The following is a 24,744-nucleotide window of genomic DNA, read 5'->3' on the forward strand; positions in this document are numbered from 1 at the left end:
GGCCGCCGAGCACACGGGCCACGTCGTTCCCGCGCCGGTTCAGGCCGCGGCCGGGACCGAGGGCTTCTCCTGCGGCTCCTCCTGTGACAGGGTCTGTGCCGCCGCGCTCGCCGGACCCGCCGCGCTCATGTCGTCCACGGCGTCGACGGTGGCGTGTTCGGACACCGTCCGCTTGCGCATCCCGGACCATTCCCGGCTCATGCCCGGCACGCCGATGGCGACCAGGTACAGCCCGCCCACGATCCACAGCGCCGTCGACGTGCCGGTCAGGGTCACCAGCCCGGCCCCCAGCAGTCCGCCGAACGGGATGCCCGCCCAGGTGACCGCCTGCGCCAGTGTCTTGACCCGGCCCAGCAGCGGTGTCGGGATCAGCTCGTACGTCACCGCGCCCACGATCGGGTTGACGAAGCCGGACCCCAGACCGCCCACCGCGAGCACGGTCAGCACCAGCCACAGCGGTGCCCCCGTCGCCATCGCTGCGAACCGGGGCAGGCCGCCCAGGGAGAAGCCGACCAGATAGACGGTGCGCCGTGGCAGCCGCTCGGCCACCCCGGCGGCCACCAATGCGGCGATGATTGACGTCGCAGCGAAGACACTCACCACCAGGCCGATGGCCTCCGCGCCGTTCCCCGACTCCTTCGCCCACACCGGCAGCAGCACCGACATGAACGCCTGGTCCAGGAGGTTGGTCACCGCCAGCATGCCCACGATGGACCGCAGCAGCTTCGCGTCCCGCAAGAAGGCGGCCCCCTGGCGCAGTTGGGTGAGGTAGCCGCCGCCGTCCTCGACCGGGATCTCGTGCGGCTCGGGCACCGGGTCGGTCAGGGTGGTCGAGACGATCAGCGCCGACACCGCGAACAGCGCGGCGGTGATCCACAGCGCGTACAGGCTGCCGAATGCGGTGACGACCACGCCCGCGATGGCCGGCCCGACGGTGGTCGCCGTCCGCTCGACAGCGGCGGAAAGGCCGGTACCCCGCTCGATGGGTACGCGGGCGGCGCGGGTGGCCGACGGTACGAAGAGCCCCTTGGCGCCGTTGGCCGGCCCGTCGGCAGCGCCGACGACCGCGAGCAGGGCCAGCAGTACGCCGAAGGGCAGACCGCCGGTCAGGTACAGCAGCGGGGCGGTGGCCATCGCGGCGGTGGACAGGAGGTCGCCCGCCACACTGATCCGTTTGGGTCCGACACGGTCGATGATCGGGCCTGCCAGTGCCTGCGAGATCACGTACGGCACTATCTGGCAGAAGGCCACCAGGCCGGTCTTGCCGACGCTGCCCGTGGTCGTCAGGACGAACCAGGGCAGGGCTATGGACAACACCCGGTTGGCCGACAGGGCAGCCGCGTTGGCCGACAGCATGCCGACCAGGCCGCGCAGGACCCTGGGGTGCGCGTCCGGCACCGTTGTCCGTGCGCCGTTGTCCGCCGCCTTCTTGGCGGCTGTGTGCTGAGTGGCCATCGTTCTACTCCATGTCGGTGGGCTGGGTGACGTGCCGGTCCTCGCTGGTCGGGAACAACTGGAACTGGAAGAAGACCCGCGCCGCGTCGTGCGGCAGCTGTGCTTCGGCGCCCGCGGCGGCGGACGTACGCCGACGGAGCAGGGCGTGGATCTCCGCCGTCAACTCCTTGGCGTCGGCCGGGGTGAGAGTCAGTGCGTAGTCGCCGAAGTCCTGCGCGTCGCGCCACTCGGGCGTGAGCGAAGGGGTCGCCTCGATCGCGGCCGTCAGGGCGCCGGACCAGACCTGGCCGAGGGCCTGGAGGTAGGCGCTGCCGAGCCCCTCGCTGCCGTCGAGCACCTCGTTGTCGGGCACGACGGTGTTGGCGTGCGCCGCCTGCCACCACCGCTCACGCCGCCCGCCACGGGACGGCGCCTCCGTGATGAAGCCGTACTCCGCGAGCTGGCGCAGGTGGTAACTCGTCGCCCCCGTATTCAGGTTGAGCCGGCGAGCCACCGTGGTGGCCGTGGCCGGCCCCTCCGTCCTCAGGCTGGTGAGGATCTGCACCCGCAGTGGATGCGCGATGCCGCGCAGGTTACGGGCGGTCAGATGTACCTGGGAGGGCTGTTGCGGTTGTTCCATGACACTCAAGCTAGACCACACAGGAGTCTGTGCATAGGAGTGTGTGCACAGAAGTGCGTGCAAAATTTCTCTGCATGTCGCCGTGGAACGCGATGAGTTCGACTTCTCCGTCGGCATCCAGTTCGGCGAAGTCCCGCTCGAAGACATCCGATCGACGTTGGGGCATGCTCGCCCGCGAGCAGCACGAGCAGCACGAGCAGCACGAGCAGCACGAGCAGCACGAGCAGAACCAGCCGACCACGGATGCCCCCGCATGACCCGTGGATTCTTCGTCACCCTCGACGGTCCCAGCGGCGTCGGGAAGTCGACGACGATCGCCGCGTTGCACAGACTCCTCGAAGGGCAGGGCGTGCAGGCTCTGTTGACGACGGAGCCGCCCCCGACCGCGCTGGGCAACTTCACCAGGCAGCACGTGGGCGAGATCCGAGGGCTCTCCCTGGCCTGCCTGGTCGCGGCCGCCCGCTACGAGCACGTCGAGACCACAGTCACACCCGCACTGGACCGCGGCCACCTCCTCGTCTCAGACCGCTACGTGGCCTCGGCCCTCGTCCTGCAGCGCCTCGACGGGGCGCCACTCTCCTACCTGCTGGACATCAATCGGCACGTCCCCAACCCGGACCTGGCGGTCATCCTGACCGCCTTACCGGACACGATCACCGAACGCATAGCGAGGGCAGGGGTCACCCACCGATTCCGCGATGACCCCGACGGGCCGGCCAGGGAGCTGCGCTTCTGCGAAGAGGCCGCGGCGGCCCTCGAAGAGCGCGGTGTCGATGTACTGCGACTTGATTCGTCGACCGCCACTCCATCGGGCGTAGCAGGCCGAATTGCTGATGCGATCACGGACCGACGGCTACCGTCGGTGCTCTCAGAGGGCAGTACGTGAGCTGATGTCAGTTTCGGTGTCGCCTGATCGTGTGGCTGTGGGAGCTCCTGGCCGGCCGACGGGTCTGTCCGTGTTGCAGTGGCAGGGTGAGCGAACGCCTGAGGTTGATCCCCGGGAGTGGACACTGGGTTTCATGCGACGAGTGACAGCGTACGTGACGTGATCAGGTGCTGTTCGAACTCGGCTGGTGTGAGGTAGCCGAGCGCGGAGTGCCGACGGCGCCGGTTGTAGTACGACAGCCAGCGGAACAGCTCCAGCCGGGTCTGTGCCTTCGAGGTCCAGCGTCGGCCATGGAGCAACTCGCGCTTGAGGCCCTGGAAGAACGACTCAGCGAGGGCATTGTCATAGCTTGAGCCGACCCGCCCATGCTGCGGCGGATGCCGTGCCGACGGCAGACCTCGGCAAAGGCTGCTGTATTGGGCGCCCCTGTCGGTGTGGAAAACGACGCCGTGAACCCGGCCACCGCGGGCGGCCACAGCCATTTCGATCGCGTCGGTGACCAGGGAGGCACGCATGTGGTCGGCGATCGACCAGCCCACCACCTTTCTCGAGCAGATGTCGATCACCGTGGCGGGGGAGAGCCACGTCGTGCCGACGGCTATGTAAGTGATGTCGCCGCACCACCTGGTGTTCAGCGTGTCCGCGGTGAAGTCGCGCATCACCAGGTCCGGCGCGGGCGGCGCGGTTCTGTCCGCGATCGTCGTCCGCTTCTTCTTGCGTAGGTGCCGGCCGACGATGTGGTTGATCCGCATCAGCCAGGTGACGCGCTTGCGGTTGATCCTGCGTCCCCTCGCACGCAGTTCAGCATGGACGCGCGGGGCGCCGTAAGCGCCCTGGTGTTCGGCGTGGATGGCGCGGATCTCGCTCACGGTCCGCTTCTCCTCGGCCTGGCGCTCGATGCGGGCCTGCTCAGTGGCCAGGTGCCGGTAGTAGCCAGTGCGGGATGCTCCAAGCACCCGGCAGATCCGCTTGACGCCGAAGTCGGCGCAGTTGTCGGAGATGAAGTCCCAGCGGTAGGGGCTCACTTCACCTCCCGGGCGAAATAGGCAGCAGCCCTGCGCAGGATTTCGCGCTCCAGTTACCACTCCTGCTCGGCCTTGAGCAGCCGAGCGTTCTCCGCTCGCAACCGGGCCAGTTCCTCGGCCGCGCTCACGCTGCCGGCGCGGCCCTCGGGCACGGCCTGAGCCTCGTCCTTGCGCACCCACGTCCGAAGCGACTCCGCGGTGATGCCGAGATCCGCAGCCACCGCCGCATACGTCCGCTTCCCGGCAGCGGCGCGGTAGAGCGCGACAGCGTCCTTCCTGAACTCCTCCGGATACGGAGACTTCCGTCCCACCTGGACATCCCTCCTTGGACCATCAAGATCCATTGTCAAGGTGTCCACTCCAAAGGGTCAGCCTCACCATGCAGGGTGCCCCGCCCCCGTCTCCTTGGGTGGGGGCTGCACCGGTCTCGTCACGCGCACCCCGGTCCCGCCCGGCTCGTTGGCCGGGGGATGGTTCACGGAGAACGCAGCGACCGCCGCAATGCCTCCTTGGACAGCTTGCCCGTTCCAGTCGTGGGGATGGTCTCGAGGACGACGAACTCGTCCGGCAGCCACCAAGAGACCACCTGGTGCGAGACGTGCTCGCGCAGTTGCTCCACACTCGTGGTTGTGCCCGCGCGCAGGACGACGAAGGCGACCGGGCGTTCGCCCCATCGCGGATCGTCCCGGGCGACGACGGCGACCTGTTCGATGTGCGGGTGCGTGGCGATTGCCGACTCCAGCTCGATCGAGGAGATCCACTCGCCACCGGACTTGATCAGGTCCTTGATCCGGTCGACGAGTCGTAGGTAGCCGTGCTCGTCGATGGTGGCCAGGTCGCCGGTGCGCAACCAGCCGTCCACGGTGAAGTTGTCGGCCCCCTCGCCTTCGAAGTAGCCGCCCGCCACCCAGGGACCCGCGACCTGGAGCTCGCCGACGGCCCTCCCGTCGTGTGTCATCCGTTCACCGGACTCGACGTCGACGATGCGCAGGCTCACCAGCGGGATCGGCTGCCCCTGCGCCCCCCTGACGGCGTCGCGCATATCGTCATCGAGGCCATCGTGCCGGCTGCGCAGCCCTCCGATGGCGCCGACCGGACTGACCTCCGTCATCCCCCAGGAGTGCGTGAGTGGAACTCCGACCGCGTCCTCATACGCTGCGGACAGTTCCGGGGTGACCATCGATCCGCCGCCGAGGAGGAGGCGGAGTGGTTGCAGGTTCCGGCCCGCGAGCCCTGGGAGCAGGTCGGTCCAGACGGTCGGGACAGCGGCTGCCAGCGTGACCCGGTGGTGTTCCATCAGATCGGCCAGGTGCTCGCGGTCGGCTGACGGGCCCGGCAGCACGAGGTCGGCGCCGGCCATCAGCGAGCCGTACGGAAGTCCCCATGCATTCGCGTGGAACATCGGGACGATCGGCAGGACCACGTCGCGCTCGTTGATACCGATGAGCCCGGCCGCCATGGTCCCGAGGCAGTGCAGCACGGTCGACCGGTGGCTGTAGAGGACACCTTTGGGGCGCCCGGTCGTCCCGGAGGTGTAGCACAGGCCGGCCGCCAGGTTCTCCTCGGTGCTGCTGAAGGTGGCCTCGAAGGAGCCCTCGTACGGCTCGGCGCCGGCAACCAGGTCGTCGTAGTCATGGAATCGGGGGTCCGGTGGCAGCTCGCCGTCGGTGCCGTCGGGGAATACCACCCAATGTCGTACGCCAGGCAGCCGGTCGAGGCACTTCTGGATCAGTGGCAGATGCCGCCGGTCGAGGAACACGACGTCGTCGTCGGCGTGTTCGATGATGTAGGTGAGGTGGTCCGACGAGAGTCGGATGTTGAGCGTGTGGAGGACTCGCTTGCTGATCGGCGCCGCAGCATAGACCTCCAGATGTCGGCGATGGTTTGCCGCCAAGGTCGCCACCCGTGCTCCGGGCGGAACGTCCAGTGCGGCGAGTGCGGTGACCAGGCGACGTACCCGATGTGCCCATTCGCGGTAGACGAGCTTGTCCCCGTCGGCGTCGATGACGCGCTTGTGTGCGAACAACGTCTCAGCCCGCTCGAAGAGGTGGGCGATCGTCAGTGGCCTTGGCTGCATGAGCCCGTCCATGTGCGCCTGCTCCTCGCATCTGGTTCAGGGCGCAGGGCGAATCGCCCCGCGTGCCCTCGCGTCGAGGCAGGTGCCCCGGCCGAGCGCCGACTCCTTGGTCGGTATCACCGTAAGAGCCGGGATCCCCGCGCCGGGAGGTGAGCATCGACCACAAGTGCACTCAGCGCGGTGGACGAATAATCTACTGCTCCGCACGACAGCGACCGGCCCCGGTCTTGCGCCGACGGCCGCCCACCGACGTACGACGCAGGGAACATGAGCGATCGAGCAGACGCGAATATCCGCCCGGGCCGCGAGCGCGAGCTCGCATCGCTGTACGCGACGGCCAGGTCCCTGACCGCACTGGGCGATGTCGACGACGTACTGGACTCCATCGTCCGACACGCACACGACCTGATCGGCACCGATTTCACCTATCTGTCCCTGCTTGACGACGCCGGCGTACTGAGCATCACGGCCAGTGAGGGCACCATCTCGGCCGCGTTCCGGTCCGCTCATATCCCGCCGGGCACGGGACTCGGCGGCAAGGTGATCGAGTCGCGCGCCGCCCACTGGGTCGGCGATTACCGCAGGGCCGGAGAGTTGCAGCATGATCCCGCTTTCGACGCGGTGGTCGGCAACGAGGGGTTGGTCGCGCTGCTCGGGGTCCCCCTCCTCGTGAGGGACCGGGTGATCGGGGCCCTCTTCGCGGCCCACCGCAGCGAACGCCGGTTCCGTGCCGACGAAATCGCCCTCCTCAGTGCGTTTGCCGACCACGCGGCGATCGCCCTCGACAACGCGCGGCTCTACGAGGAGAGCCGCGGCGCGCTCGCCGAGCTGCGGTCGGCCTATCGGACCATCGAGGAACAGGTGGTGGTGATGGAGCGAGCTCAGTCGGTGCACGAGGCGCTGACCGGGGTCGTCCTCGCAGGCGGCGGACCACAGGTGGTGGCCTCCGAGCTCGCCGAACAGATCGGGGGCGAGGTCGTCATTCTCGACCGCAGTGGCGGTCTCCTCGCCTGCGGCGGTGCCCGTGAACCCTCCGCCGAAGAGCCGGACGGCGGGGTGCTCGCCGAGGTGATCGAGCGGGCACGCAGCACGGGCCGTGCGGCCACGACGACGGGCGCAGACGGCCGTCGGCACAGCGCGGCGGCCATCCGGGCCGGGGACAGTCTCCTGGGCACGGTGCTGTGGAGTCAGCACCAGAAACCTTCTGCCATGGATGTGCGGAGCCTCGAGCTCGCAACGCACGTCGTCGGACTGCTGATTCTCAAGGACAACGCTGCCGCCGACGCGGCCGAGCGGCTCAGCGGCGAGCTTCTCACCGAGCTGATCGTCGTCAGCCCCAACGTGAGCGTGACGCAGCGGACGCGGGCCCGCTCGCGCGGCATCGACCTCGATGCTCTCGACGTGGTGGTCACCGCCGAGGCTCATGGTGTCTCCGCCGGCGAGCTTGTCCGCCACTTGCACGTGATCGCCCGGCAGGAGGCAGGGCTGGCGGGCGAGCACCTGGGCCATGCCACGCTGATTGCTGCCGCTGAGGACGCCGAAGGGTTCGCTCGCACCGTCCAGCAGCGGATCCGCACGGAACTCGGCCGGCCCGTCGTAGTCATCTGCGAACGCGTTGCCGGCCACGACTGGGCGCGGGCGTTCTCGCGCGCCACAGGCTGTATGGCGGTCGCCCGACACCTCGGGTGGGCCGACCTCGGAGCCACGACGGACCGGTTCGCCCTCTACGCACTCGCCTTCGACGTCGACCGCAAGGCCGAACTCGACCGTTTCCTCGCCGATTCGATCGGCCCCCTCCTCGCCTACGACGCCAGCCGGTCGACCGATCTGGTCGCCACGTTGGATGCCTACTTCCGTAACGACAGCAACCTGCGCCGTACCGCGGATGTCCTCCAGGTCCACCTGAACACCCTGCTCAAGCGACTCGACCGGATCTCCGCAGTCCTCGGCCACGACTGGCGGGGCACTGACGACCTGCCTCTGCGGCTGGCGATTCGCCTGGAGCGGCTACGGCACGCCGTACAGTCCTGACGCGTGTGGCAGCGCCGCATCAACGGTGGTCTTTTCCCCCACCCCGGCGTCGGCAACTGTGGACGATCCACACCTCATGAGGCCGTGCGCAGCTCCCTACAGTGACGGCGACCACATCAGGCAGCGCGGAGACCCGCCTGGCCAAGGGAGACCTCGTGAGAGCCGCACCAGGGATTCACGCAGTGACGTATTGCGGCATCCGGCATCAAACCTCTGGAGGCCGGTCGTGAACCAGCAGCAACCCACGCAGGACGACACCGATCGCGCACATGCGGTTGCCAGCCGAAAGGCTGCGTTCCACCTCCTGCCGATCCTGTGCCTCGTCTACTTCATGGCGTTCGTGGACCGCACCAACGTCGGCTTGGCCAAGACCTCGCTCGAGGCTGACGTGGGCATCAGCGTCGCCGCATACGGCACCGGCGCAGGCATCTTCTTCCTGAGCTACGCGCTCCTCGAGGTGCCCAGCAACCTGATCATGCACCGCGTCGGGCCGCGACGGTGGATCTCCCGCATCGCTGTGACCTGGGGTGTGATCTGTGCCTGCATGATGTTCGTGCAGAACGAACTTTCTTTCTATGTCGTCCGGCTCCTCCTGGGAGCGGCCGAGGCCGGCCTGTACCCGGCCCTCATGTACATCATCACCATCTGGTTCTCGCAGAAGCAGCGGGTGACGATGGTCGGGATCATCTACCTTGCCGCCTGCGCCGGCCTCACCCTCGGCGGCCCGCTCGGCGGCGCACTCATGGAACTCAACGGCGCAAGCGGGCTGTTCGGCTGGCAGTGGATGTTCCTCATCCAGGGCGCGATGACGATCGTGGTCGGGGGCGTCGTATGGCGCTGGGTGCCCGACCAGCCGTCGGACGCACCGTGGCTCTCGGCACAAGAGGCCGCGGTGCTGAACGAACGAGCTGTCGTACACACGGCCCCGGCACACACCACCTTGAAGGGCAACGCCAAGGTTGCGTTCGGCCGGCCGTTCATCCTCGTACTCGCGGTGATCTACTTCGCCAACCAGATCAACAGCGTGTCGATCCAGTACAACTTCCCGTCGGTCGTGGAAAGCCTCGGTGTCGAGGGATCCTTCCTCATCGGTGTGGTGAGCGGCAGCGCGGGCATCGGCGCGCTCGTCGGCGTGCTCGTCATCCCCCGGCTCCACCGCAGGGCGTCAGGTGAGCTCCACGTCCTCACCGGCGTCACCGTCACCACGGTCCTGGTGGCGGTGGCCTACACCCTCGCGGACGGTGCAGTCGCCCGCATCCTGCTGATCGACGTCGCGATGATGCTGCTGATCGGGGTTCTCCCCCTCTACTGGTCGGTCGCGATGGCGCGGATGTCCGGACTGATGGCTGCGGCAGGTCTCGCGTTCATCAACACGATCGGACTGCTCGGCGGGTTCACCGGCCCCTATCTGTACGGCTTCGCAGAAGGCCGAGGCAGCGAGGCGGGTGGGTATGCAGTGCTGATCGGAGGATCAGTTCTCGGCGTGCTGCTCCTTCCGCTGTTGCGGCGCACGGTACGTGACGAGGACAGCAAGTCGGAGCCCAGCACTCAGGCAGAGCCCAGCACTCAGATGGAGGTGAGGCAGTGATGGTGATGAGACGAGTTGGCGCCGTACTGCTCGGCTTGGTGCTGGCAGCCGCATCGATGAGCGCAGCATCGGCACACGGAGCACACGGAGCATCCGTCGTACGGCAGACCGACCTCGGGAAGGTCCAGGGCATCGACCAGGGCCGGTCGACCGGAACCTATTCCTGGTTGGGCATCCCTTATGCAGAGCCCCCCGTCGGGCCGTTGCGCTGGAACGCCCCGGTCCCTCATCAGCCATGGCGCAGCGTGCGTGACGCCGGCGAATTCGGGAACGGCTGTATCCAGCAAGGCCGGATGTTCAGCCCGGCACCGTCCGGCCCGCACTACGGCCTGGATGTCCGCGACGGCCTCGCCGAGCCCGTCGGCTCCGAGGACTGCCTCACTCTCAACGTATTCCGCCCCTCGAACGCGAAGAAGAACCTGCCGGTCATCGTGTTCATCCACGGGGGAAGCAACGTGGTCGGCTACTCGGCGGATCCGATGTACGACGGCCGCGCCCTGGCACGCCGGACCAATGCGGTCGTGGTCACCGTCAACTACCGGCTCGGCGTCTTCGGGTGGCTCGACCTGCCTGGGTTGAAGACGGGCGACCGGGTCAATGACTCGGGAAACTTCGGAACGTTGGATCAGATCGAGGCCCTTCGCTTCGTCAACCGCAACGCCGCTGCCTTCGGCGGCGATCCCTCGAATGTGACGGTGATGGGGGAATCCGCCGGCGCCGTCGACGTGTGGGCCCTCATGGTCTCCCCTTTGAGCAAAGGCCTGCTGGACAAAGCGATCCCGCTCAGTGGCGGCCTCCTGTTCACAACCCCGCAAAAGGCGCGCACGTACGCCGACGGGCTCGTCGACGAAGCAGTCGGCACAGGTGAAGACCCGGATGTGCGCCGCCTCCGATCGATGCCGGCCGATGACATCATCCGCGCGCAAGTCCGCGAAGGCTCCAAGGTCGGAGACCCGCCCGCAGTCATTGCGGACGGCACGGTCCTGCCTACGGATTACCACGCCGCCATCAAGGCAGGGAAATTCCGCAACATCCCCACCCTCGCCGGGAACACCCTGGAGGAGGGCAAACTCTTCGGGTCGGCGATCGGCGCATTCCGCCCGACCGACTACCAGCGCTTCACCTCGCAGTACTTCTTCGACCCCGACGAGCCCTCCCCGTTCACGGTGCGCGACTTCATCACGGACGCGTACCTTCCCGTCGACGGGCCCGGCGGCTGGAACGAGGCCGCGGACCATCTGACCAACCTCGTCTTCACCGGCATCACCCACGACTCCCTGAACTCGGTGCAGGCGGCCGGAAACAAGCACCTGTACTACTACCAGTTCGGCTGGAACCAGGAGCCGGCGCCGTTCGACCAGGTGTACGGTGCCGCGCACGCCATGGACCTGCCCTTCGTGTTCCATACCTTCGATGAGGGGCTGTTCACCTTCGCGTTCAGCACCAAGAACGAGCCGGGCAGGCTGCAGCTGTCAAGCCTGATGGTCGACAGCATTCGAACCTTCGTACGTACGGGAACTCCGCAGCACTCCGGTCTGGGCACGCGATGGCAGCAATGGCCGCGCAGCGTCGTCTTCGACGCCGGGGACCAGAACGCAACGGTGCAGCCCGGATCACCTGGCAGATAAGCGTCGCAGTGCCCGGCCGTCCGCTCCCTATGGACACGAGAAGGGACGCGAACGACGGCGGTCGACCGGGCACTGGAAACGAAGTACCACAGCGTAGGCATGGTGATGGCCTTGGCGACGGCGACTTCGACACCTGCTGGCGCTTCCACGTCGTTCGCGAACACGAACACCTCGATCAAGCTGCCGGCCAGGGCGAATGCAACCTCACCGCCTGATCGGCCACCTCACTCGAAACGAGCTGCACCCAAACTGGTTCCGCACCTGACGCATGTCGCCATGACCGGCAAAGAAGCACGGCATGAACGTGCAGGTCGTTGCCGACCGATCCGTTCAGATGCCTGCTCCGGGCCTCGCCGGCGTTGACCCAACTGGCCGTCGGCATCAGGCACTTCGCCGGACTCCTGACGCCTCGCGCAGAAAACGCCGACAGGCTCGCGCGCTGGATCGTCCAGGTCCGCGCAGCCGATCTGCCTCAAGTGCACGCCTTCACTCGAGGTCTGGACAGAGACCGCGCTGACGTGATCGCCGCGCTCACGCTTCCCTACAGCAACGGCCCGACCGAGGGCGTCAACACCAAAACCAAGCGGATCGCGCGCCAGATGCACGGACGAGCAGGCTTCACCCTTCTCCGCCACCGCATCCTCCTCGGACAGCAGCACGTTCCGTCACCAACAGCATCCGGAACTGCGGCCAGAGCCGGTTTCCACGCGCGCCGTCACCCCGTCAGACGCTTGGAGTTCAGAGGCACCCTTTCGGAGCCTTCGTCCTCAGCGACGACCGTATGCTCCAGCAGTTCGGACTCGGCCTTGCCGTTGCCGTCCTGCTCGACGCCGTCGTCATCCGATGCCTCATCGTTCCCGCGGTCATGCAGATGCTCGGCACATGGGCCTGGTGACTCCCTGCCCCACTGGCCCGAAAGCTGCCCAAGGTGTCCATCGAGCGCCCTGAGCAGAGCTGACATCGGCTCAACGCGGCTCGGATCACCATCAAAACCCCCGTCACTTCCGCAGCCGGCGGCGTGGGTCACGATGCACGCCGTGACCCGCGCATGGCTGGAAGAACGCATTCCCTTCGCCGGCGGCCCAGTTGGAATGCGCCTCTCGCTGCAGGGGAGGAGGGAAGCCCGGTGGTCAGGGCGAAGAGGTACATCGAGCCGACTGCGACATCAGCCCCTGGCTACAACGTATGGGCCTTGCGGTCCGAATGGCCGTGGTCCACTCGCAAACCAGCCTGGGAAAGGAGAGTTGGAGCACGGTCGAGCGTGTCGACGGGCACAGGGGGCGGGCAGCGGCGACCCGGCCGGCTCGCTCCGGGCTGACGGCTGATAGAAAGTTGCAGGTCACACCGGAAAACCTCGGGGCGTCCGGTTGCCCGGTCGGTCCGGATCGTTCACCAAAGGATCGAGCATCGTGTCTTCTCGTCGAGTCGTCGTCATCGGTGGCGGGGTCATGGGCTCGTCCGCCGCGTGGCGGCTTGCTGCCCAGGGTGACCACGTCACCCTGCTGGAGCGCTTCCCGCCCGGCCACGACCGGGGCAGCTCGCACGGCACCTCGCGGATCTTCCGGCTGGCCTACACGGACCCCTTCTACGTCGGTCTCGCCGTGCGGTCGCTGCCGCTGTGGCGGCGGCTGGAGCAGGAGACGGGACGGCAGGTGCTCACCCTCACCGGAGCCGTCGACCACGGCCCGGCCACCACGACCGAGGCACTGTACGAGGCGCTGACCGTCGCCGGACACCCTGCCGAGCGGCTGGCCCCGGAGGAGGTCGCCGAGCGCTGGCCGGGGCTGCGCGCCGACACCGGTGCGGTCTTCCACCCGGAGGCCGGACGCCTGCACGCCGACGAGGCGGTCACCGCCTTCCAGCAGGCGGCGCGGGCGCACGGCGCGGAGGTCCGGCACGGCGTCCGGGTGACCGGGCTGTCGGTGCACGGCGACGCCGAGGTCCAGGTGGTCACGGACACGGAGGAGGAACTGCGCGCCGATGCGGTCGTGGTCGCGGTCGGCGGCTGGGCGCCCGGAATGCTGGGCGGCGGTACCGCTCCGCCGGTCGGCGGCGTGCCGGTGCTGCGTGTCACCCAGGAGCAGCCCGCGCACTTCCCCGCGGCGGACGCGCTCACCTGGCCCAGCTACATTCACCACCCGGGCGCCGCGCTGCCCATGGACGGCCTCACCGCGGACGGGGTGTACGGACTCGGCAGCACCGACGGCGTCAAGGCGGGCTTCCACGGCGTCGGCCCGGTCGTCGACCCCGACCTGCGCGACCGCACCCCGGACGCCGCGATCCTGCAAGAGCTGGCGGCGTACGCCGAGCGCTGGCTCCCCGGCGTGGACCACACCGCGCCCGAGGCCATGACCTGCCTCTACACCACCACCCCCGACCATGACTTCGTCATCGACCGGCAGGGCCCGGTCACCGTGCTGGGAGGGTTCTCCGGGCACGGCTTCAAGTTCGCGTCGGTCATCGGCGAGCTGGCGGCCGCGCTGGTACGCGGAGAGCCCGGACCGAGCCGGTTCGCGCTCGGACGCCCGCGTCCCACGAGTCACTGAGCCGTCCCCGAAGAAAAGTCACCCCACCAATTTTCACCAGCGTAGGCAGGACGACCCGGCCGCTTGTCCCGTCCCGCCGCGCCCGCGCACCGAGGATCTGCTCTCGCTCGACAACCCGGTGCGATCGGTGTTGGCTGGTCCGCAGGCCGCGCAGGCCGCGCCGGCAGTGCGCACCGGCCCCGGTGCCCGCGATACCGAGTGGTGGGGACGCGGTACGGCGTGCGCGTCGGACTCGAAGAAGTTCGGCTCCTGGTCCAGCAACTTCATGACCGAGTACCACGCCCGCTACGGCGGCAACGGCGTGATGATCCACTGGCACGTGGAGCGGAAGAACGTCTGCATCTACCCCCAGCTGAAATCGTGTTCGTCGTCCGAGGTCGCGGCGATGACCGAGGGACCGCTGCGGCACTGCACGGACGCCGAGATCGAGGCGAACTACGTCGACACGCACGGCGCCTCCGTGGTCGGCTTCGCGTTCACCGAGCTGCTCAAGTTCCGGCTGCTGCCCCGCTTGAAGAACATCGGCAGCATCCGCCTGTACCACCCGGATGACACCCCGCCGGGCCGGCCGGCACTCGGCGCCTCGCTGACGCGGCCGATCCGCTGGGAGCTGATCGAGCAGCAGTACGACCAGATGGTGAAGTACGCGACCGTGCTCCGCCTCGGGACGGCGGAGGCCGAGCAAGTGCTGCGGCGTTTCACCCGCGGAGGCCCCAAGCACCTCACCTGTCAGGCACTTGAGGAACTCGGCCGCGCCGTGCGCACGATCTTCTCCTGTGACTGCCTCGCCCACCCCGGCCTGCGCCGCGAGATCCGCGGCGGGCTCCAGGTCGTGGAGAACTGGAACAGCGCGAACACGGTGCTCCACCACGGCAAGGTCGGCGCCCTGACCGGCCCGGACAAGGAGCACGCCGAGACGTCGATGCTCGCCCTGCACCTGCTCCAGTCCGCGCTCGTGCACGTCAACACCCTGCTGGTGCAGCAGGTCCTGGCCGAGCCGGCGTGAGCGAAGAAGCTCACCGGCGAGGACCGGCGCGGCCTGACCGCCCTGTTCTGGTCCAACGTCAACCCGTACGGAACATCCGCCTCGACATGGACAAGCGCCTCGACCTGGGGCTGCCCACTGCCGTGCCCCACCCCCGCACCACCCCCTCCGCTCGATCGACCACGGAGCCACGATGAAGGACTTCGCCGACCGCACCGACCCCCGGATGAACGAGGCCGCGTGGCGCGCCCTCGACCTGACGCGCACCTACGTCGCACGCGACCGCACCGCGATCGTCGAGCACCTCGCGGACCTGGAGGAGGACCAGCTGACGTTCGCCGGAGGCGTGCTCATCACGATGTACAACGACACCCGCGAGGTCCTGCGGAACACCGGGCGCCCGCACAATCCGGCGACCGTGGTGCGCGAGGTCGACGCGGTGGCCCGGTTCGCGCCGACCGGACACGGGTTCGCCGTCACCACGGCCGCCCGGCGCAAGGTCTTCGGCCTCGCCACCGCAGACGTCCGTCTCGCTTGACCTCTTGCGCGTCAGTCCGGCAGCCAGTGCAGCTCGTGCGCCAGGGTTTTGGCGACGGCACGGATGCGGCGGTGCAGTGGCGACTGCTCGCGTGGGAGGACCAGGTGGATCGTCAGGCTGGGCGCGCCCCGCAGCGGTCGCCAGGTGAGACCGGCCGGTGATGCCGTGACCGCGGCTTCTCCGGCCGGGGCGAGGGTGACCCCGTCGCGCAGGTCGCGCTGAGACATGTCGAAAGAGACTGCGGGCGTGTGGAATCGAGGGTGTGGTCGGGTGTCTCGGAACAGTGCGGACAGCTGATCGTGGATCACGGGGTTGGCCGCACGGTCCGGGAGTCGCAGCGGATACGCGGCCGCGTCGGCGATCTCGATCTCCGGGTGTTCGGCCAGCGGATGGTGCTGCGCCAACTGGACCCCGATGCGCGCACGCCGCAGCAGGAACCGGCGCACGCCACGGCCCGGCTGTTCACCGCGGGTGATCCCGGCATCGATGCGGCCGTCGGCGACCGCGGGGGAGATCTCCGGTGTCGCCATCGGGACCGCGCCGACCTCGAGTCCGCTGTTGCCGCGAATCAGCCTGTCCACCAGGGCCGGTGCCGTCTCGGCCCCGGCGCTGAGGCTGTATCCGATGCGCAGCGTGCCCAGTTCACCGGCCGCCGCGCTCCGGGCGGTGTCCCATGCCCGGTCCAGCGCCGCCAGCGCGGGCGGCGCGGACTCCGCCAAAGCCGCACCGGCCGTGGTCAATACGACGCTACGCGTGTTGCGGACCAGCAGGGCCGTACCGAGTTCCGCCTCCAATCGGCGCATCCGGGCGCTGAGTGCGGGCTGTGCGATACCGATCCGTGCGGCCGCGCGGGTGAAGTTCAACTCCTGCGCCAGCACCAGGAAGTACCGCAGGCTCACCGTATCCGGCGCCACGTGCCCTCCCTGCCGATTGATAACGATCCGTTCTGAACCTATCCCGTACCGGTCTTTCCCTCGACCGCACATCAAGCCCTAACCTGCGCATGTGACGATTCAACCGACCGCAGTACTGGACATCGCACTCACGCACACCGCCGATTTCGAGTCCGCCCTCACGGTTCTCGCGAAGGCCGCGGCCACCGAGCCCGGTGTGCTCGACTATGGATTCTGGCGCGACCCGACCCACCCGGGCCCTCCCCGATGTCGTAGCCTCCGTCGGCGACCTCCCGCTGTGGCCGGCCACCGACTCCCACGCGCTCCTCGAAACCACCTCCGTCCTCACCCAGATCCCGATGCTCCGCACCTAGCGAGGCCGGCGGGAGTTCTTAGCAGGAGCTCCCAGGTCACCCGGAGTGTTGCGGTCTCGTCTCTGGACGGAGGTCGTCATGCATAAGTTGCTGGTCCTGTATTCCAAGCCCGCCGACCCTGACCACTTCCGCGACTACTACGTGACCAAGCACCTTCCGCTGGTCATGAATTGGCCCGGCCTGCTTGCGTGGCGCTACAGCTTCGACGTGGCGGCGACCAAGGGAGAAGCGCCGTATTTCGCGGTCTTCGAAGGCGACTTCGAAGACGCCGCCGCCATGGCCGCGGCGCGGGCGTCGCCGCACGGCCAGCGGATAGCCGCCGATGTCGCCAACTACGCCACCGGCGGTGTGGCCGTCATCCACTATCCGGTGCAGGACGGCACCGGCTGAGGCAGGCCGGTACGCTCCGGGACGCGTTCGGTCGGCCGTTGCGGCCAGGTCCGGCTATCGGCGGACGCCGTTCGCGGTTGCCGGTTCGTTGAGCGTCAAAGGTGGGCCGATGTCCTGGCCGGATGTCACGGTGGTCGATGCGTGCGTGCGGCGCGACGGCCGGGGCGGTAGCCCCACGGCCGTCACCGACGACGACCCGGCGGCGACGGACGCGGACCGGCGTGCGGTCGCTGCCGCGGCCGGCACCTCGCACGCGGCGTTCCTCGGCCCGGGGCGGACGCCGGACGGTGGCTGGCCGGTCCGGTTCTTCACCGCCACCGTCGAACTGTCCGGCTGCGGCCACGGCACGGTTGCCGCGCAGGCCGTCCGGTTGACCCGCACCGCGCTGGGCGAGCTGAACGACCGCCAACACACCGGCGGGCGCACGTTCGACACCGTCGCGATCCGCCGCCCCGCCGGCATCGAGGTGTGGTTCGACCAGGGCCTCGTCGCGCTGCGTCACCCGGCACCGGACGAGCGCGCCGCGATCGTCGCCGCGCTCGGGCTCACCGCGGACGACCCGCATCCGACCGACGCGCCACGGATCGCCGCGCCCGGCGCACCACGCATGCTGGTACCGGTCCACGACCGGTCGACGCTGCTCCGAGTCCACCCACACCTCGGCAGGCTGACAGCGGCGTGCCAGCGGTACGGGCTCCTCGGCTGTTTCGTGTACGTACCGCCGGTGGGCGACCGACCGGGTGCGGCGCGGATGTTCGCGCCGGCGATCGGTGTCGACGAGGACGTCGCCAACGCCAACAGCACCGGCTGCCTGGCCGCCCACCTGCTCGACACGACAGGGGCGCAGACGGTCGCGATCGAGGTGGAGCAGGGCGACACCCTCGGTCGACCGGCCAGCGTGCTCGCTTCGGCCCGACGCGGGCCGGCGGGCATCACGACCCGGGTCGGCGGGTTAGCGGTGGTCCGCGACGGACACTGAGGCGACGACCAGACCGTCCTCTTCTGCGATCCGCGCATGGGGCTGGGGCTGTCCGCTGCGGTCAAGCGTTGGCACCCGGGGCGGGCGTCAGCGGGACGCGGTGTCGAGGGCGCGGCTGAGTGTCCATCGGGAGACGCGCAGCTTGGCGGCGACGGCGGTTCGGGTTTGTCCGGCGCCGAGCAGGATGCGGGCGTCGGTGATCTGTTCGGAGGTCAGGGCGCGAGGACGGCCGCCGACGCGGCCTCGGGCGCGGGCGGCGTCGAGGCCTTCGCGGGTGCCTTTGACGATCTGCCGACGTTGGAACTTGGCGATGACGGCGAACACGGTGAAGATCAGTTCGCCGCACATGTCGTCGCTGGTGTCGAGCACGATGCCGTCGAGGGCGCGGAAGTGGCGGCCGTTGGCGTACAGGTCGTCTTCGACGATGGCGAGGAGTGCATGCCGACCGTCCTTCCGGCCGTGTGTACACCGCCTCGGTCCAGGCAGGCCGCTCCTCAGTGGGGGATCTGCTGCCGGGAGCCCTGGCCTCGGTGGCCGCGCTCACCGCCCTCGGGCTGCGGTCACGGCTCGCCGAGTTCCGCTGAGACGCTCGGAGCGTTCGACGCTGGTGTATGGATACGGCCCTGACGTCCACCCCGCGGTCGACTGCCCGCGCTCGGCCTCAATCCCGGTGCAGTCCGTGGGCGTCCGCGAGCCGGGCCTCCTCCAGGTCCAGCGAGCGTTGCAGGCGGCGGCGGGTCGTGTCGCTGATGTGGTGTCGGTCGTAGAGGCGCTGGAGTTCGGCCTCCTCCACCGTGATCAGGTCGCGGCGTAGCTGGCGGTAGGTGAGGTCGGCGGATTCCGTCTGAGCGCCGTGGCCGTCGGCCTGCCCGAGGCGATCGCTCGCGGCGTCGAGGCGTGCCGTCAGGCCGCGGCGCAGCCGGTCGAGGACGACGTCGGGGACGGCTTCCAGTTCGGATATCTCGTCCAGCCGGCTCAGGCCCGCGTTCGCCAGGCTGCAGCGGGCCTGTGCCTCTTCGCGTTCGGTGTGGTCGGGTTCGAGGGCGATGCCCGAGCGGCGGACGACCGGAGCCAGTGTGAAGCCCTGGACGACGAGCGTGACGACCACGACCGAGGTGGTCAGGACGAGGACGAGGGGGCGTTCCGAGAGTGTGGAACCGTCCTCCATGGTCACGGGGATGGACAGGGCGGCGGCCAGGGGGACCACGCCGCGGGTGCCGGCCCAGGTCAGGACGACCGGAACCCGCCAGTTCATCCGCTGGATCCCGCCCTTGCGCTGCACCACGGCGGACAGCGGCGCCAGCCACAACAGGCGCATGGCGATGAGCGTGGCGGCGACGGCGAGCGCGTACAGGGGCCAGGCGCCGTCGGCGTCGGACAGCGCCCGCACCTGCGCCGGCAGGGCGAGCCCGATCAGGCTGAAGACGACGCTCTCCAGCAGGAAGACCACCGTGCCGTAGACGGCGTGGAGCTGGAGGCGGATGCGGGCGTTGGTGAGGCCGTCGCCCCGTCCGCCCAGGACGACTCCGGCGACCACCACCGAGGTGACACCCGAGGCGTGCGCGGCCTCGGCCAGGACGTACGCCGCGTAGGGAGTGACCAGGGCGATCACCGTCTCCAGGACCGGGTCCTCCGTGCGCCGCCGGATCAGCGTCACCACGCCCGCGACCGCGGCACCGATGACCATGCCGCCCCCCGCCAGCAGCGCGAACTCACTCGCTGCCGCACCCCAGCCGGCCGCCGCCGATGCCACGGCGACGCTCACCGCGACCCGGAAGAGGACGAGGGAGGTCGCGTCGTTGAAGAGGCTCTCGGCCTGCACCAGCACCTGCACCTTGGGCGGCAGCGCCAGCCGTCTGCCGAGCGCGGTCACCGCCACCGGGTCGGTGCTCGCCAGCACGGCTCCCAGCACGAACGCCATCTGCCACGACAGCGGCGTGACCAGGGAGGCGACCGCCCCGACCGCGGCCGCCGAGGCCAGGACCAGGCCCGTCGACAGGACTCCGACCGGTTTCCACACGGCGCGCAGGTCGCGCCAGGGCAGTTCCTCGGCGCTCGCGTACAGAAGGGGTGGCAGGACGACGAGGCCGATGATCTCGGGGCTGATCCGGATCTCCGGGGTGCCCGGCAGCAGGGCGACGGCGAGGCCCGCGATCACGAGCAGGGAAGGCGCGGGGATACGCCAATGGCGAGCGAAGGTGGCCACCACGGTGGCGAGGACCACGAGAGCCAGAACTGTCCCTACCGCGCGCATGGCATCCCTCTGGTCATGAGGAGGAGACCTTGTGGCTCCCCGCCGACCAGACTTCCCGGCACACCGCTTTCACCCTATCGGGCCGGCACCCGTCAAAGCAGTGTCAACGTCCACGTGACCGGCGCCAAGGATGCGTCAGGGAGCGGGCCGTGCGACGCGCACAAGAGGTTCGGTAGGGGAAGCAACCCTTCCCTCCGGGGAATCGATCGCCAGTGAGTGGAGCACGTCGGCCGCGATGAGTGACGTACGGACCGGTATGAGCGACGTACGGACCGGCGGGGGCGAGGTACGGCCCGTCGCGGGGGGCGTACCCCCTGGTGTGGGCGAGGTACGGCCCGGACGGTTGAAGGTCTATCTCGGCGCCGCACCCGGGGTCGGCAAGACCTACCGCATGCTCGACGAGGGGCGACGCCGGGCGGCACGCGGCTCGGACGTGGTGGCCGGGTTCGTGGAGTGCCATGGGCGCCCCGGCACGGAGATGATGCTCGACGACCTGGAGGTCGTCCGGCGTACGTCCTGCTCCTATCGCGGCGGGGACTTCGAGGAGATGGACCTCGCCGCGGTCCTCGCGCGCCGCCCGCAGGTCGCGCTGGTGGACGAGATCGCCCACAGCAACGTTCCGGGAGGCGGCCGCAATCCCAAGCGGTGGCAGGACATCGAGGAACTGCTCGCCGCCGGGATCGACGTCATCACGGCGCTGAACATCCAGCACCTGGAGTCCCTCAACGACGTCGTCGAGAAGATCACGCGGGTGCCGCAGCGCGAGACCGTGCCCGACGAGGTCGTACGACGGGCCCAGCAGATCGAGTTCGTCGACATCCCGCCGGAGGGACTGCGCCGCCGGATGGCGCACGGGAACATCTACGCCCCCGAGAAGATCGACGCCGCTCTCGCCAACTACTTCCGCCCCGGCAACCTGACCGCCCTGCGCCAGCTCGCCCTGCTGTGGGTCGCCGACCGGGTGGACGAGGCGCTCCAGTCGTACCGCTCCGAGCACAACATCGGCGGGGTGTGGGAGACGAGGGAACGGGTGGTCGTGGCCCTCACCGGCGGGCCCGAGGGAGACACCCTCATCCGGCGGGCCGCACGGATCGCGGACAGGTCCGCGGGCGGTGACCTGCTCGCCGTGCACGTGACCCGCAGCGACGGTCTCGCCGCGGGTGCCTCGCACGCCTCGCTGGCCCGGCAACGGCGGCTGATCGAGGACCTCGGCGGCAGCTACCACTCGGTCGTCGGCGACGACGTCGCCACGGCCCTGGTGGACTTCGCCCGCGCCGAGAACGCCACCCAGCTCGTCCTCGGCACCAGCCGCCGCGGCCGCATCGAACGCTTCGTCACCGGACGCGGCACCGGCGAGACCGTGGTCGCACTCTCCGGCGACATCGACGTCCACACGGTCACCCACGAACGCGCCGGGCGCGGCACCCTGCTGCCCTCCCGCCGCCGCACCCTGTCCACCGTACGCAGGATCGCGGGCCCGGTCGCCGGACTGCTGCTGCCCGTGGCACTCACCCTCCTGCTGAATCCGGACACGGCCCGGGACCGGCTCAACCTCACCAGCGAGGCCCTGCTCTTCCTGCTCACCGTGGTGGGCGTGTCCTGCATAGGCGGGGTCGTGTCGGCGGTGATCGCCTCGGTCACGGCGTCCCTGCTGCTCAACTACTGGTTCATCCCGCCCATCGGCCGGTTCACGCTGAACGACCCGAACGCGTTGCTGGCCCTGGCGGTCTTCGCGGTGGTCGCCGCCGTCGTGGCCACCGTCGTGGACCGCTCGCTGCGCCTGTCACGGCGCTCGGCGCGGGCCACGGCGGAGGCGGAGACGATGTCCTCGCTCGCCGGCAGCATCGTGCGGGGCGGAGCGACGATCCCGGCGCTGGTGGAACGGACGCGCGAGACCTTCGGCATGGACTCCGTGGAGCTGGTGGACGAGCCGCCCGGAGACGACGGCGCCACGGTCGTGCCCGCGGGACCCGGCGCCTTCCTGGTCCTGCGCGGTCGCCCCCTTCCGTCGTCGGAGCGGCGCGTCCTCGCCGCGTTCGCCGCGCACGTGGGATCGGCCGTCGAACGGGCCAGGCTCGCCGAGGCCGCCGCCGAGGTCGAACCGGTCAAGGCCGCCGACCGGATGCGCACGGCGCTGCTGCGGGCGGTCGGTCACGACCTGCGCACGCCACTCGCGGCGGGCTGGGCCGCGGTCTCCTCGCTGCGCAGCCGGGACGTCGACTTCTCCGACGAGGACCGGGACGAACTCCTCGCCACCGCGGACGAGTCCATGGCCAGACTGAACCGGCTGGTGGAGAACCTCCTCGACCTCAGCCGCCTCCAAGCAGGCGTACTCACCCTCAATCTGCGCGCCACCACGCTGGACGAGGTCCTGCCGGCCGCGCTGACGGACACCCCCGAGGTCGAGGTGGCGGACCTGGACGACGTCCCGGCCGTGCTGGCCGATCCGCCCCTGCTGGAACGGGTGATCGCCAACCTCGTCGCCAACGCCGCCCGGCACAGCCCGGTGGACCGCAAGGTGCTGCTGACCGCCAGCGCACACGCGGGCCGTGTCGAAGTGCGTGTCGTCGACCGCGGACCCGGCCTGCCGACCACCGACCGCGACCGGCTCTTCGAACCCTTCCAGCGGCAAGGCGACACCGACAACACCACCAGCCTCGGACTGGGCCTGGCCCTGTCCCGGGGGCTGACCGAGGCGATGGACGGCACTCTCGCCCCGGAGGACACTCCCGGCGGCGGCCTGACCATGGTGCTGTCCCTGCCGTTCGCCGAGCGGGCGGAGCACCCCGGTGATCCGCAGAGCGTAGGAGGCATCGTATGAACACCGAAAGCGGCACACCAGGACTCGTGAGCGCCACCGCGTCCTCGGACATCGGGACGGCCGTCCTGCTGCTGATCGTCGGCCTGATCGTGTCCCAGCTCGCGGCCCGCGCCCGCCGCCTCGAAGTGATCACCGTGACGGACGCGGTATACCTGGCCCGGATCCACGAGACGGCCGAGCTCGCCCAGTCCGCGAAGTCCTCGGACACCGTGGTCGACCACGTCCGCCGGGAGCTGATCGAACTCCTCGGCCTGCGCGGCTGCCGCTTCGAGTACGGCACCCTGCTGGGGCAGCCGCCGCGCCTGGAACAGGACGGCAACGTGGCGGTCGGGCGGCGGCACTGGGATCTCGACGCGAGCGGCTGGCCGGACGGCGAGATCGAGCTGCGTACCCACGGCAACGGCCGCTACCTGGGCCGCTTCATGCTCACCCCCGGCCCGGACCCCGTACCGCCGCTCCAGGCACGCCTGGTCGCGGTCACCCTCGCCGACCAGACGGGTGCGGCTCTCGACACGGCTGGGCCGGTGATGGACGGCTGACAACTTGCTGGGCATCCTCATGCCCGTGGTGCAGCCGCGTTCGGTGGGCAGGCGAGTGCGACGGAGCGTGGGCTCAGTCCAGGCCGGAGACCTTGAAGACGGTCAGGGCGGTCTCGTGATCGATCCGCTTCGAGACCCGGCGCAACGCGGTCGCCCCGCACATGAGTGTTCCGGACGCCGCCGACTTCTGGGCGTCCTCCTCCAGGCGGTGCCAGAGTTCGGGGTTGTTCACCAGTACCTGGGGGTTGATCTCGACCCGCGTACCGGACGCGTCCCGCAGGACCAGCCGCTGCGAGACGCCGTCCAGACAGCGCACCGACACCAGCCGGTCGGTGCGTACCCGTCGCTTCCGCAGCAGTCCGCGTGAGGCCAGCCAGCCCTCGCCCGCGCTGACCCTGGGCGGGTACAGCACCAGGAACAGGAGCACGCCGAGCCCGGCCCACAGAGCGCCGCGCGGGGGGCTGAAAGTGCCCGCGCCCCAGTCGATCAGCAGGAGAAGGACGACAAGTACGGCTGCGCAGCGGATCGAACTGTGAAGATCCGCTGCCCAGCGGCGGTCGTACGCCACTTCCGCGGGCGGCTCTGGAGGAGTGTGGACCGCGTCGTGTCGCGTGTCGTAGTGGCGTTCCATGCTGCCGAAGGTAGAGACCCGGGAAGCGAGAACCGCCTGCCTTGACGCGACTCTGATGGGCACCCTGCTCGCTCTTGACGCCAGGGCGTGGAATGGGCTGCCGGAAAGGGATTCCGGCCCTTCGATGGCGCCGACCCTCGACGTCTCGGGCGGATGGGCGAGCGTTTCCGGCAGATGGATGACCCGGTCGTAAGAGTTCCGTCAAAGGCGTCCGAGCCTCCGTATGGGAGCCGTCAACGACGCTCGAATTCGGCCAGAGAGACGGTTACCTCTAATCGTCCGTTCGATCCGAACCTCTTCTAGGAGTTCACGATGGCCGACGTGGCCTTCGTCGTCACCACGATCGCGGTGTTCGCGCTGGTGGCGCTCGTCGCCAAGGGGGTGACGAAGCTGTGACCGCCGAGAACATCGTCGGCCTGATCGTGGCCGTCGCCCTGCTGGGCTATCTCGTCCTCGCCCTTGTCTTCCCGGAGAGGTTCTGAGCC

General features: G+C 69.3%; 24 protein-coding genes and 2 pseudogenes. 17 read left to right on the forward strand and 9 right to left on the reverse strand.

The genetic code is table 11. From position 1 onward, the window contains the following. Nucleotides 1-39: 39 nt before the first annotated feature. Both OG780_RS37590 and OG780_RS37595 read right to left on the reverse strand, forming a co-directional pair. On the reverse strand, nt 40-1,455 hold the full coding sequence (locus OG780_RS37590; protein WP_328455810.1) for an MFS transporter: 1,416 nt from the start codon (nt 1,453-1,455) through the stop codon (nt 40-42). Between the two features lie 4 nt (nt 1,456-1,459). After that, complete coding sequence (locus tag OG780_RS37595) at nt 1,460-2,074, reverse strand: winged helix-turn-helix domain-containing protein (protein ID WP_328455811.1); 615 nt, start codon at nt 2,072-2,074, stop codon at nt 1,460-1,462. Between the two features lie 92 nt (nt 2,075-2,166). Here OG780_RS37595 and OG780_RS37600 point away from each other — a divergent pair, with 92 nt between their 5' ends. Together OG780_RS37600 and OG780_RS37605 are read left to right on the forward strand one after the other, a co-directional pair. Then, entirely contained in the window at nt 2,167-2,331 is a 165-nt protein-coding gene (locus OG780_RS37600; RefSeq protein WP_328455813.1) for a hypothetical protein, read from the forward strand. Then, a complete protein-coding gene (locus OG780_RS37605; RefSeq protein WP_328455815.1) occupies nt 2,328-2,960 on the forward strand; it encodes a dTMP kinase in 633 nt (210 codons plus the stop codon). Before OG780_RS37600 ends, OG780_RS37605 begins: the two co-directional genes overlap by 4 nt. A 131-nt stretch (nt 2,961-3,091) precedes the next feature. Here OG780_RS37605 and OG780_RS37610 read toward each other — a convergent pair whose 3' ends face one another. From OG780_RS37610 to OG780_RS37620, 3 genes are all read right to left on the reverse strand, one after another. Further along, the gene (locus OG780_RS37610) at nt 3,092-3,985 is read right to left on the reverse strand and encodes an IS3 family transposase (protein WP_328455817.1); all 894 of its coding nucleotides are present in this window, start codon (nt 3,983-3,985) and stop codon (nt 3,092-3,094) included. A gap of 53 nt (nt 3,986-4,038) precedes the next feature. Next, a complete protein-coding gene (locus OG780_RS37615; protein ID WP_328455819.1) occupies nt 4,039-4,296 on the reverse strand; it encodes a transposase in 258 nt (85 codons plus the stop codon). 164 nt (nt 4,297-4,460) lie between these two features. Then, nucleotides 4,461-6,074: a long-chain fatty acid--CoA ligase gene (locus OG780_RS37620; RefSeq protein ID WP_328455821.1), complete on the reverse strand. Its 1,614-nt coding sequence runs from the start codon at nt 6,072-6,074 to the stop codon at nt 4,461-4,463. A gap of 255 nt (nt 6,075-6,329) precedes the next feature. Here OG780_RS37620 and OG780_RS37625 point away from each other — a divergent pair, with 255 nt between their 5' ends. The 8 genes and pseudogenes from OG780_RS37625 to OG780_RS37660 all read left to right on the forward strand — a co-directional run bounded on the left by OG780_RS37625 (nt 6,330) and on the right by OG780_RS37660 (nt 15,378). Next, nucleotides 6,330-8,093, forward strand: coding sequence for a helix-turn-helix domain-containing protein (locus OG780_RS37625; RefSeq protein ID WP_328455823.1), 1,764 nt, complete (start codon nt 6,330-6,332; stop codon nt 8,091-8,093). A gap of 190 nt (nt 8,094-8,283) precedes the next feature. Continuing rightward, the gene (locus OG780_RS37630; RefSeq protein ID WP_328455825.1) at nt 8,284-9,681 is read left to right on the forward strand and encodes an MFS transporter; all 1,398 of its coding nucleotides are present in this window, start codon (nt 8,284-8,286) and stop codon (nt 9,679-9,681) included. After that, nucleotides 9,681-11,309, forward strand: a complete 1,629-nt coding sequence (locus OG780_RS37635; protein WP_328455827.1) for a carboxylesterase/lipase family protein — start codon at nt 9,681-9,683, stop codon at nt 11,307-11,309. The genes OG780_RS37630 and OG780_RS37635 overlap by 1 nt, the downstream gene beginning before the upstream one ends. A gap of 338 nt (nt 11,310-11,647) precedes the next feature. Continuing rightward, nucleotides 11,648-11,959 (forward strand): annotated as a pseudogene (locus OG780_RS37640) (transposase); the annotation flags it as partial. A gap of 101 nt (nt 11,960-12,060) precedes the next feature. Next, nucleotides 12,061-12,267, forward strand: a pseudogene (locus OG780_RS37645) (MMPL family transporter); the annotation flags it as partial. Nucleotides 12,268-12,718: 451 nt separating this feature from the next. Beyond that, complete coding sequence (locus OG780_RS37650) at nt 12,719-13,855, forward strand: FAD-dependent oxidoreductase (protein ID WP_328455829.1); 1,137 nt, start codon at nt 12,719-12,721, stop codon at nt 13,853-13,855. A 130-nt stretch (nt 13,856-13,985) separates the two neighbouring features. Next, complete coding sequence (locus OG780_RS37655; RefSeq protein WP_328455831.1) at nt 13,986-14,861, forward strand: Tn3 family transposase; 876 nt, start codon at nt 13,986-13,988, stop codon at nt 14,859-14,861. A 172-nt stretch (nt 14,862-15,033) separates the two neighbouring features. Next, nucleotides 15,034-15,378: a hypothetical protein gene (locus OG780_RS37660; protein WP_328455833.1), complete on the forward strand. Its 345-nt coding sequence runs from the start codon at nt 15,034-15,036 to the stop codon at nt 15,376-15,378. Nucleotides 15,379-15,389: 11 nt separating this feature from the next. Here the strand turns inward: OG780_RS37660 and OG780_RS37665 are convergent, their stop codons facing one another. Further along, nucleotides 15,390-16,292 (reverse strand): LysR family transcriptional regulator, encoded by a 903-nt coding sequence (locus OG780_RS37665; RefSeq protein WP_328455835.1) that lies wholly within the window; start codon nt 16,290-16,292, stop codon nt 15,390-15,392. Between the two features lie 206 nt (nt 16,293-16,498). On the opposite strand from OG780_RS37665, the gene OG780_RS37670 reads away from it, so the two are divergent. The 3 genes from OG780_RS37670 to OG780_RS37680 all read left to right on the forward strand — a co-directional run bounded on the left by OG780_RS37670 (nt 16,499) and on the right by OG780_RS37680 (nt 18,014). Further along, nucleotides 16,499-16,645 carry a hypothetical protein gene (locus OG780_RS37670; protein ID WP_328455837.1) on the forward strand — a complete coding sequence of 49 codons (147 nt, stop codon included), beginning with the start codon at nt 16,499-16,501 and terminating at the stop codon, nt 16,643-16,645. Nucleotides 16,646-16,723: 78 nt separating this feature from the next. Next, nucleotides 16,724-17,035: an EthD family reductase gene (locus OG780_RS37675; protein WP_328455839.1), complete on the forward strand. Its 312-nt coding sequence runs from the start codon at nt 16,724-16,726 to the stop codon at nt 17,033-17,035. 109 nt (nt 17,036-17,144) lie between these two features. Continuing rightward, entirely contained in the window at nt 17,145-18,014 is an 870-nt protein-coding gene (locus OG780_RS37680) for a PhzF family phenazine biosynthesis protein (RefSeq protein ID WP_328455841.1), read from the forward strand. A gap of 87 nt (nt 18,015-18,101) precedes the next feature. On the opposite strand, the gene OG780_RS37685 is transcribed toward OG780_RS37680, so the two are convergent. After that, nucleotides 18,102-18,512, reverse strand: a complete 411-nt coding sequence (locus tag OG780_RS37685) for a recombinase family protein (RefSeq protein WP_328458668.1) — start codon at nt 18,510-18,512, stop codon at nt 18,102-18,104. Here OG780_RS37685 and OG780_RS37690 point away from each other — a divergent pair. Next, the gene (locus OG780_RS37690) at nt 18,449-18,598 is read left to right on the forward strand and encodes a hypothetical protein (RefSeq protein WP_328455843.1); all 150 of its coding nucleotides are present in this window, start codon (nt 18,449-18,451) and stop codon (nt 18,596-18,598) included. The two genes, OG780_RS37685 and OG780_RS37690, sit on opposite strands and share 64 nt — an antisense overlap. Before the next feature lie 77 nt (nt 18,599-18,675). On the opposite strand, the gene OG780_RS37695 is transcribed toward OG780_RS37690, so the two are convergent. Beyond that, a complete protein-coding gene (locus tag OG780_RS37695) occupies nt 18,676-20,268 on the reverse strand; it encodes a Na+/H+ antiporter (RefSeq protein ID WP_328455845.1) in 1,593 nt (530 codons plus the stop codon). 319 nt (nt 20,269-20,587) lie between these two features. Between OG780_RS37695 and OG780_RS37700 the strand changes: the two genes are divergently transcribed. Both OG780_RS37700 and OG780_RS37705 read left to right on the forward strand, forming a co-directional pair. Beyond that, on the forward strand, nt 20,588-23,089 hold the full coding sequence (locus OG780_RS37700; protein WP_328458670.1) for a sensor histidine kinase: 2,502 nt from the start codon (nt 20,588-20,590) through the stop codon (nt 23,087-23,089). Then, the gene (locus tag OG780_RS37705; RefSeq protein WP_328455847.1) at nt 23,086-23,628 is read left to right on the forward strand and encodes a hypothetical protein; all 543 of its coding nucleotides are present in this window, start codon (nt 23,086-23,088) and stop codon (nt 23,626-23,628) included. The genes OG780_RS37700 and OG780_RS37705 overlap by 4 nt, the downstream gene beginning before the upstream one ends. Before the next feature lie 73 nt (nt 23,629-23,701). Here the strand turns inward: OG780_RS37705 and OG780_RS37710 are convergent, their stop codons facing one another. Then, nucleotides 23,702-24,259 (reverse strand): hypothetical protein, encoded by a 558-nt coding sequence (locus OG780_RS37710; RefSeq protein ID WP_328455849.1) that lies wholly within the window; start codon nt 24,257-24,259, stop codon nt 23,702-23,704. 392 nt (nt 24,260-24,651) lie between these two features. On the opposite strand from OG780_RS37710, the gene kdpF reads away from it, so the two are divergent. After that, a complete protein-coding gene (gene kdpF / locus OG780_RS37715; protein ID WP_055544543.1) occupies nt 24,652-24,741 on the forward strand; it encodes a K(+)-transporting ATPase subunit F in 90 nt (29 codons plus the stop codon). Nucleotides 24,742-24,744: the final 3 nt, after the last annotated feature.

The organism is Streptomyces sp. NBC_00386 (assembly GCF_036063235.1).
Taxonomy (GTDB): Bacteria; Actinomycetota; Actinomycetes; order Streptomycetales; family Streptomycetaceae; genus Streptomyces.

What these genes read in the sequence shown, in the direction of transcription:
- OG780_RS37605 (WP_328455815.1), top strand. Translation starts at nt 2,328, where the DNA reads ATGACCCGTGGATTCTTCGTCACCCTCGACGGTCCCAGCGGCGTCGGG.
- OG780_RS37680 (WP_328455841.1), top strand. Translation starts at nt 17,145, where the DNA reads ATGTCCTGGCCGGATGTCACGGTGGTCGATGCGTGCGTGCGGCGCGAC.
- OG780_RS37710 (WP_328455849.1), bottom strand. Translation starts at nt 24,259, where the DNA reads ATGGAACGCCACTACGACACGCGACACGACGCGGTCCACACTCCTCCA.
- OG780_RS37600 (WP_328455813.1), top strand. Translation starts at nt 2,167, where the DNA reads ATGAGTTCGACTTCTCCGTCGGCATCCAGTTCGGCGAAGTCCCGCTCG.
- OG780_RS37675 (WP_328455839.1), top strand. Translation starts at nt 16,724, where the DNA reads ATGCATAAGTTGCTGGTCCTGTATTCCAAGCCCGCCGACCCTGACCAC.
- OG780_RS37670 (WP_328455837.1), top strand. Translation starts at nt 16,499, where the DNA reads ATGGATTCTGGCGCGACCCGACCCACCCGGGCCCTCCCCGATGTCGTA.
- OG780_RS37620 (WP_328455821.1), bottom strand. Translation starts at nt 6,074, where the DNA reads ATGGACGGGCTCATGCAGCCAAGGCCACTGACGATCGCCCACCTCTTC.
- OG780_RS37625 (WP_328455823.1), top strand. Translation starts at nt 6,330, where the DNA reads ATGAGCGATCGAGCAGACGCGAATATCCGCCCGGGCCGCGAGCGCGAG.
- OG780_RS37590 (WP_328455810.1), bottom strand. Translation starts at nt 1,455, where the DNA reads ATGGCCACTCAGCACACAGCCGCCAAGAAGGCGGCGGACAACGGCGCA.
- OG780_RS37660 (WP_328455833.1), top strand. Translation starts at nt 15,034, where the DNA reads ATGAAGGACTTCGCCGACCGCACCGACCCCCGGATGAACGAGGCCGCG.
- OG780_RS37595 (WP_328455811.1), bottom strand. Translation starts at nt 2,074, where the DNA reads ATGGAACAACCGCAACAGCCCTCCCAGGTACATCTGACCGCCCGTAAC.
- OG780_RS37695 (WP_328455845.1), bottom strand. Translation starts at nt 20,268, where the DNA reads ATGCGCGCGGTAGGGACAGTTCTGGCTCTCGTGGTCCTCGCCACCGTG.
- OG780_RS37635 (WP_328455827.1), top strand. Translation starts at nt 9,681, where the DNA reads ATGGTGATGAGACGAGTTGGCGCCGTACTGCTCGGCTTGGTGCTGGCA.
- OG780_RS37705 (WP_328455847.1), top strand. Translation starts at nt 23,086, where the DNA reads ATGAACACCGAAAGCGGCACACCAGGACTCGTGAGCGCCACCGCGTCC.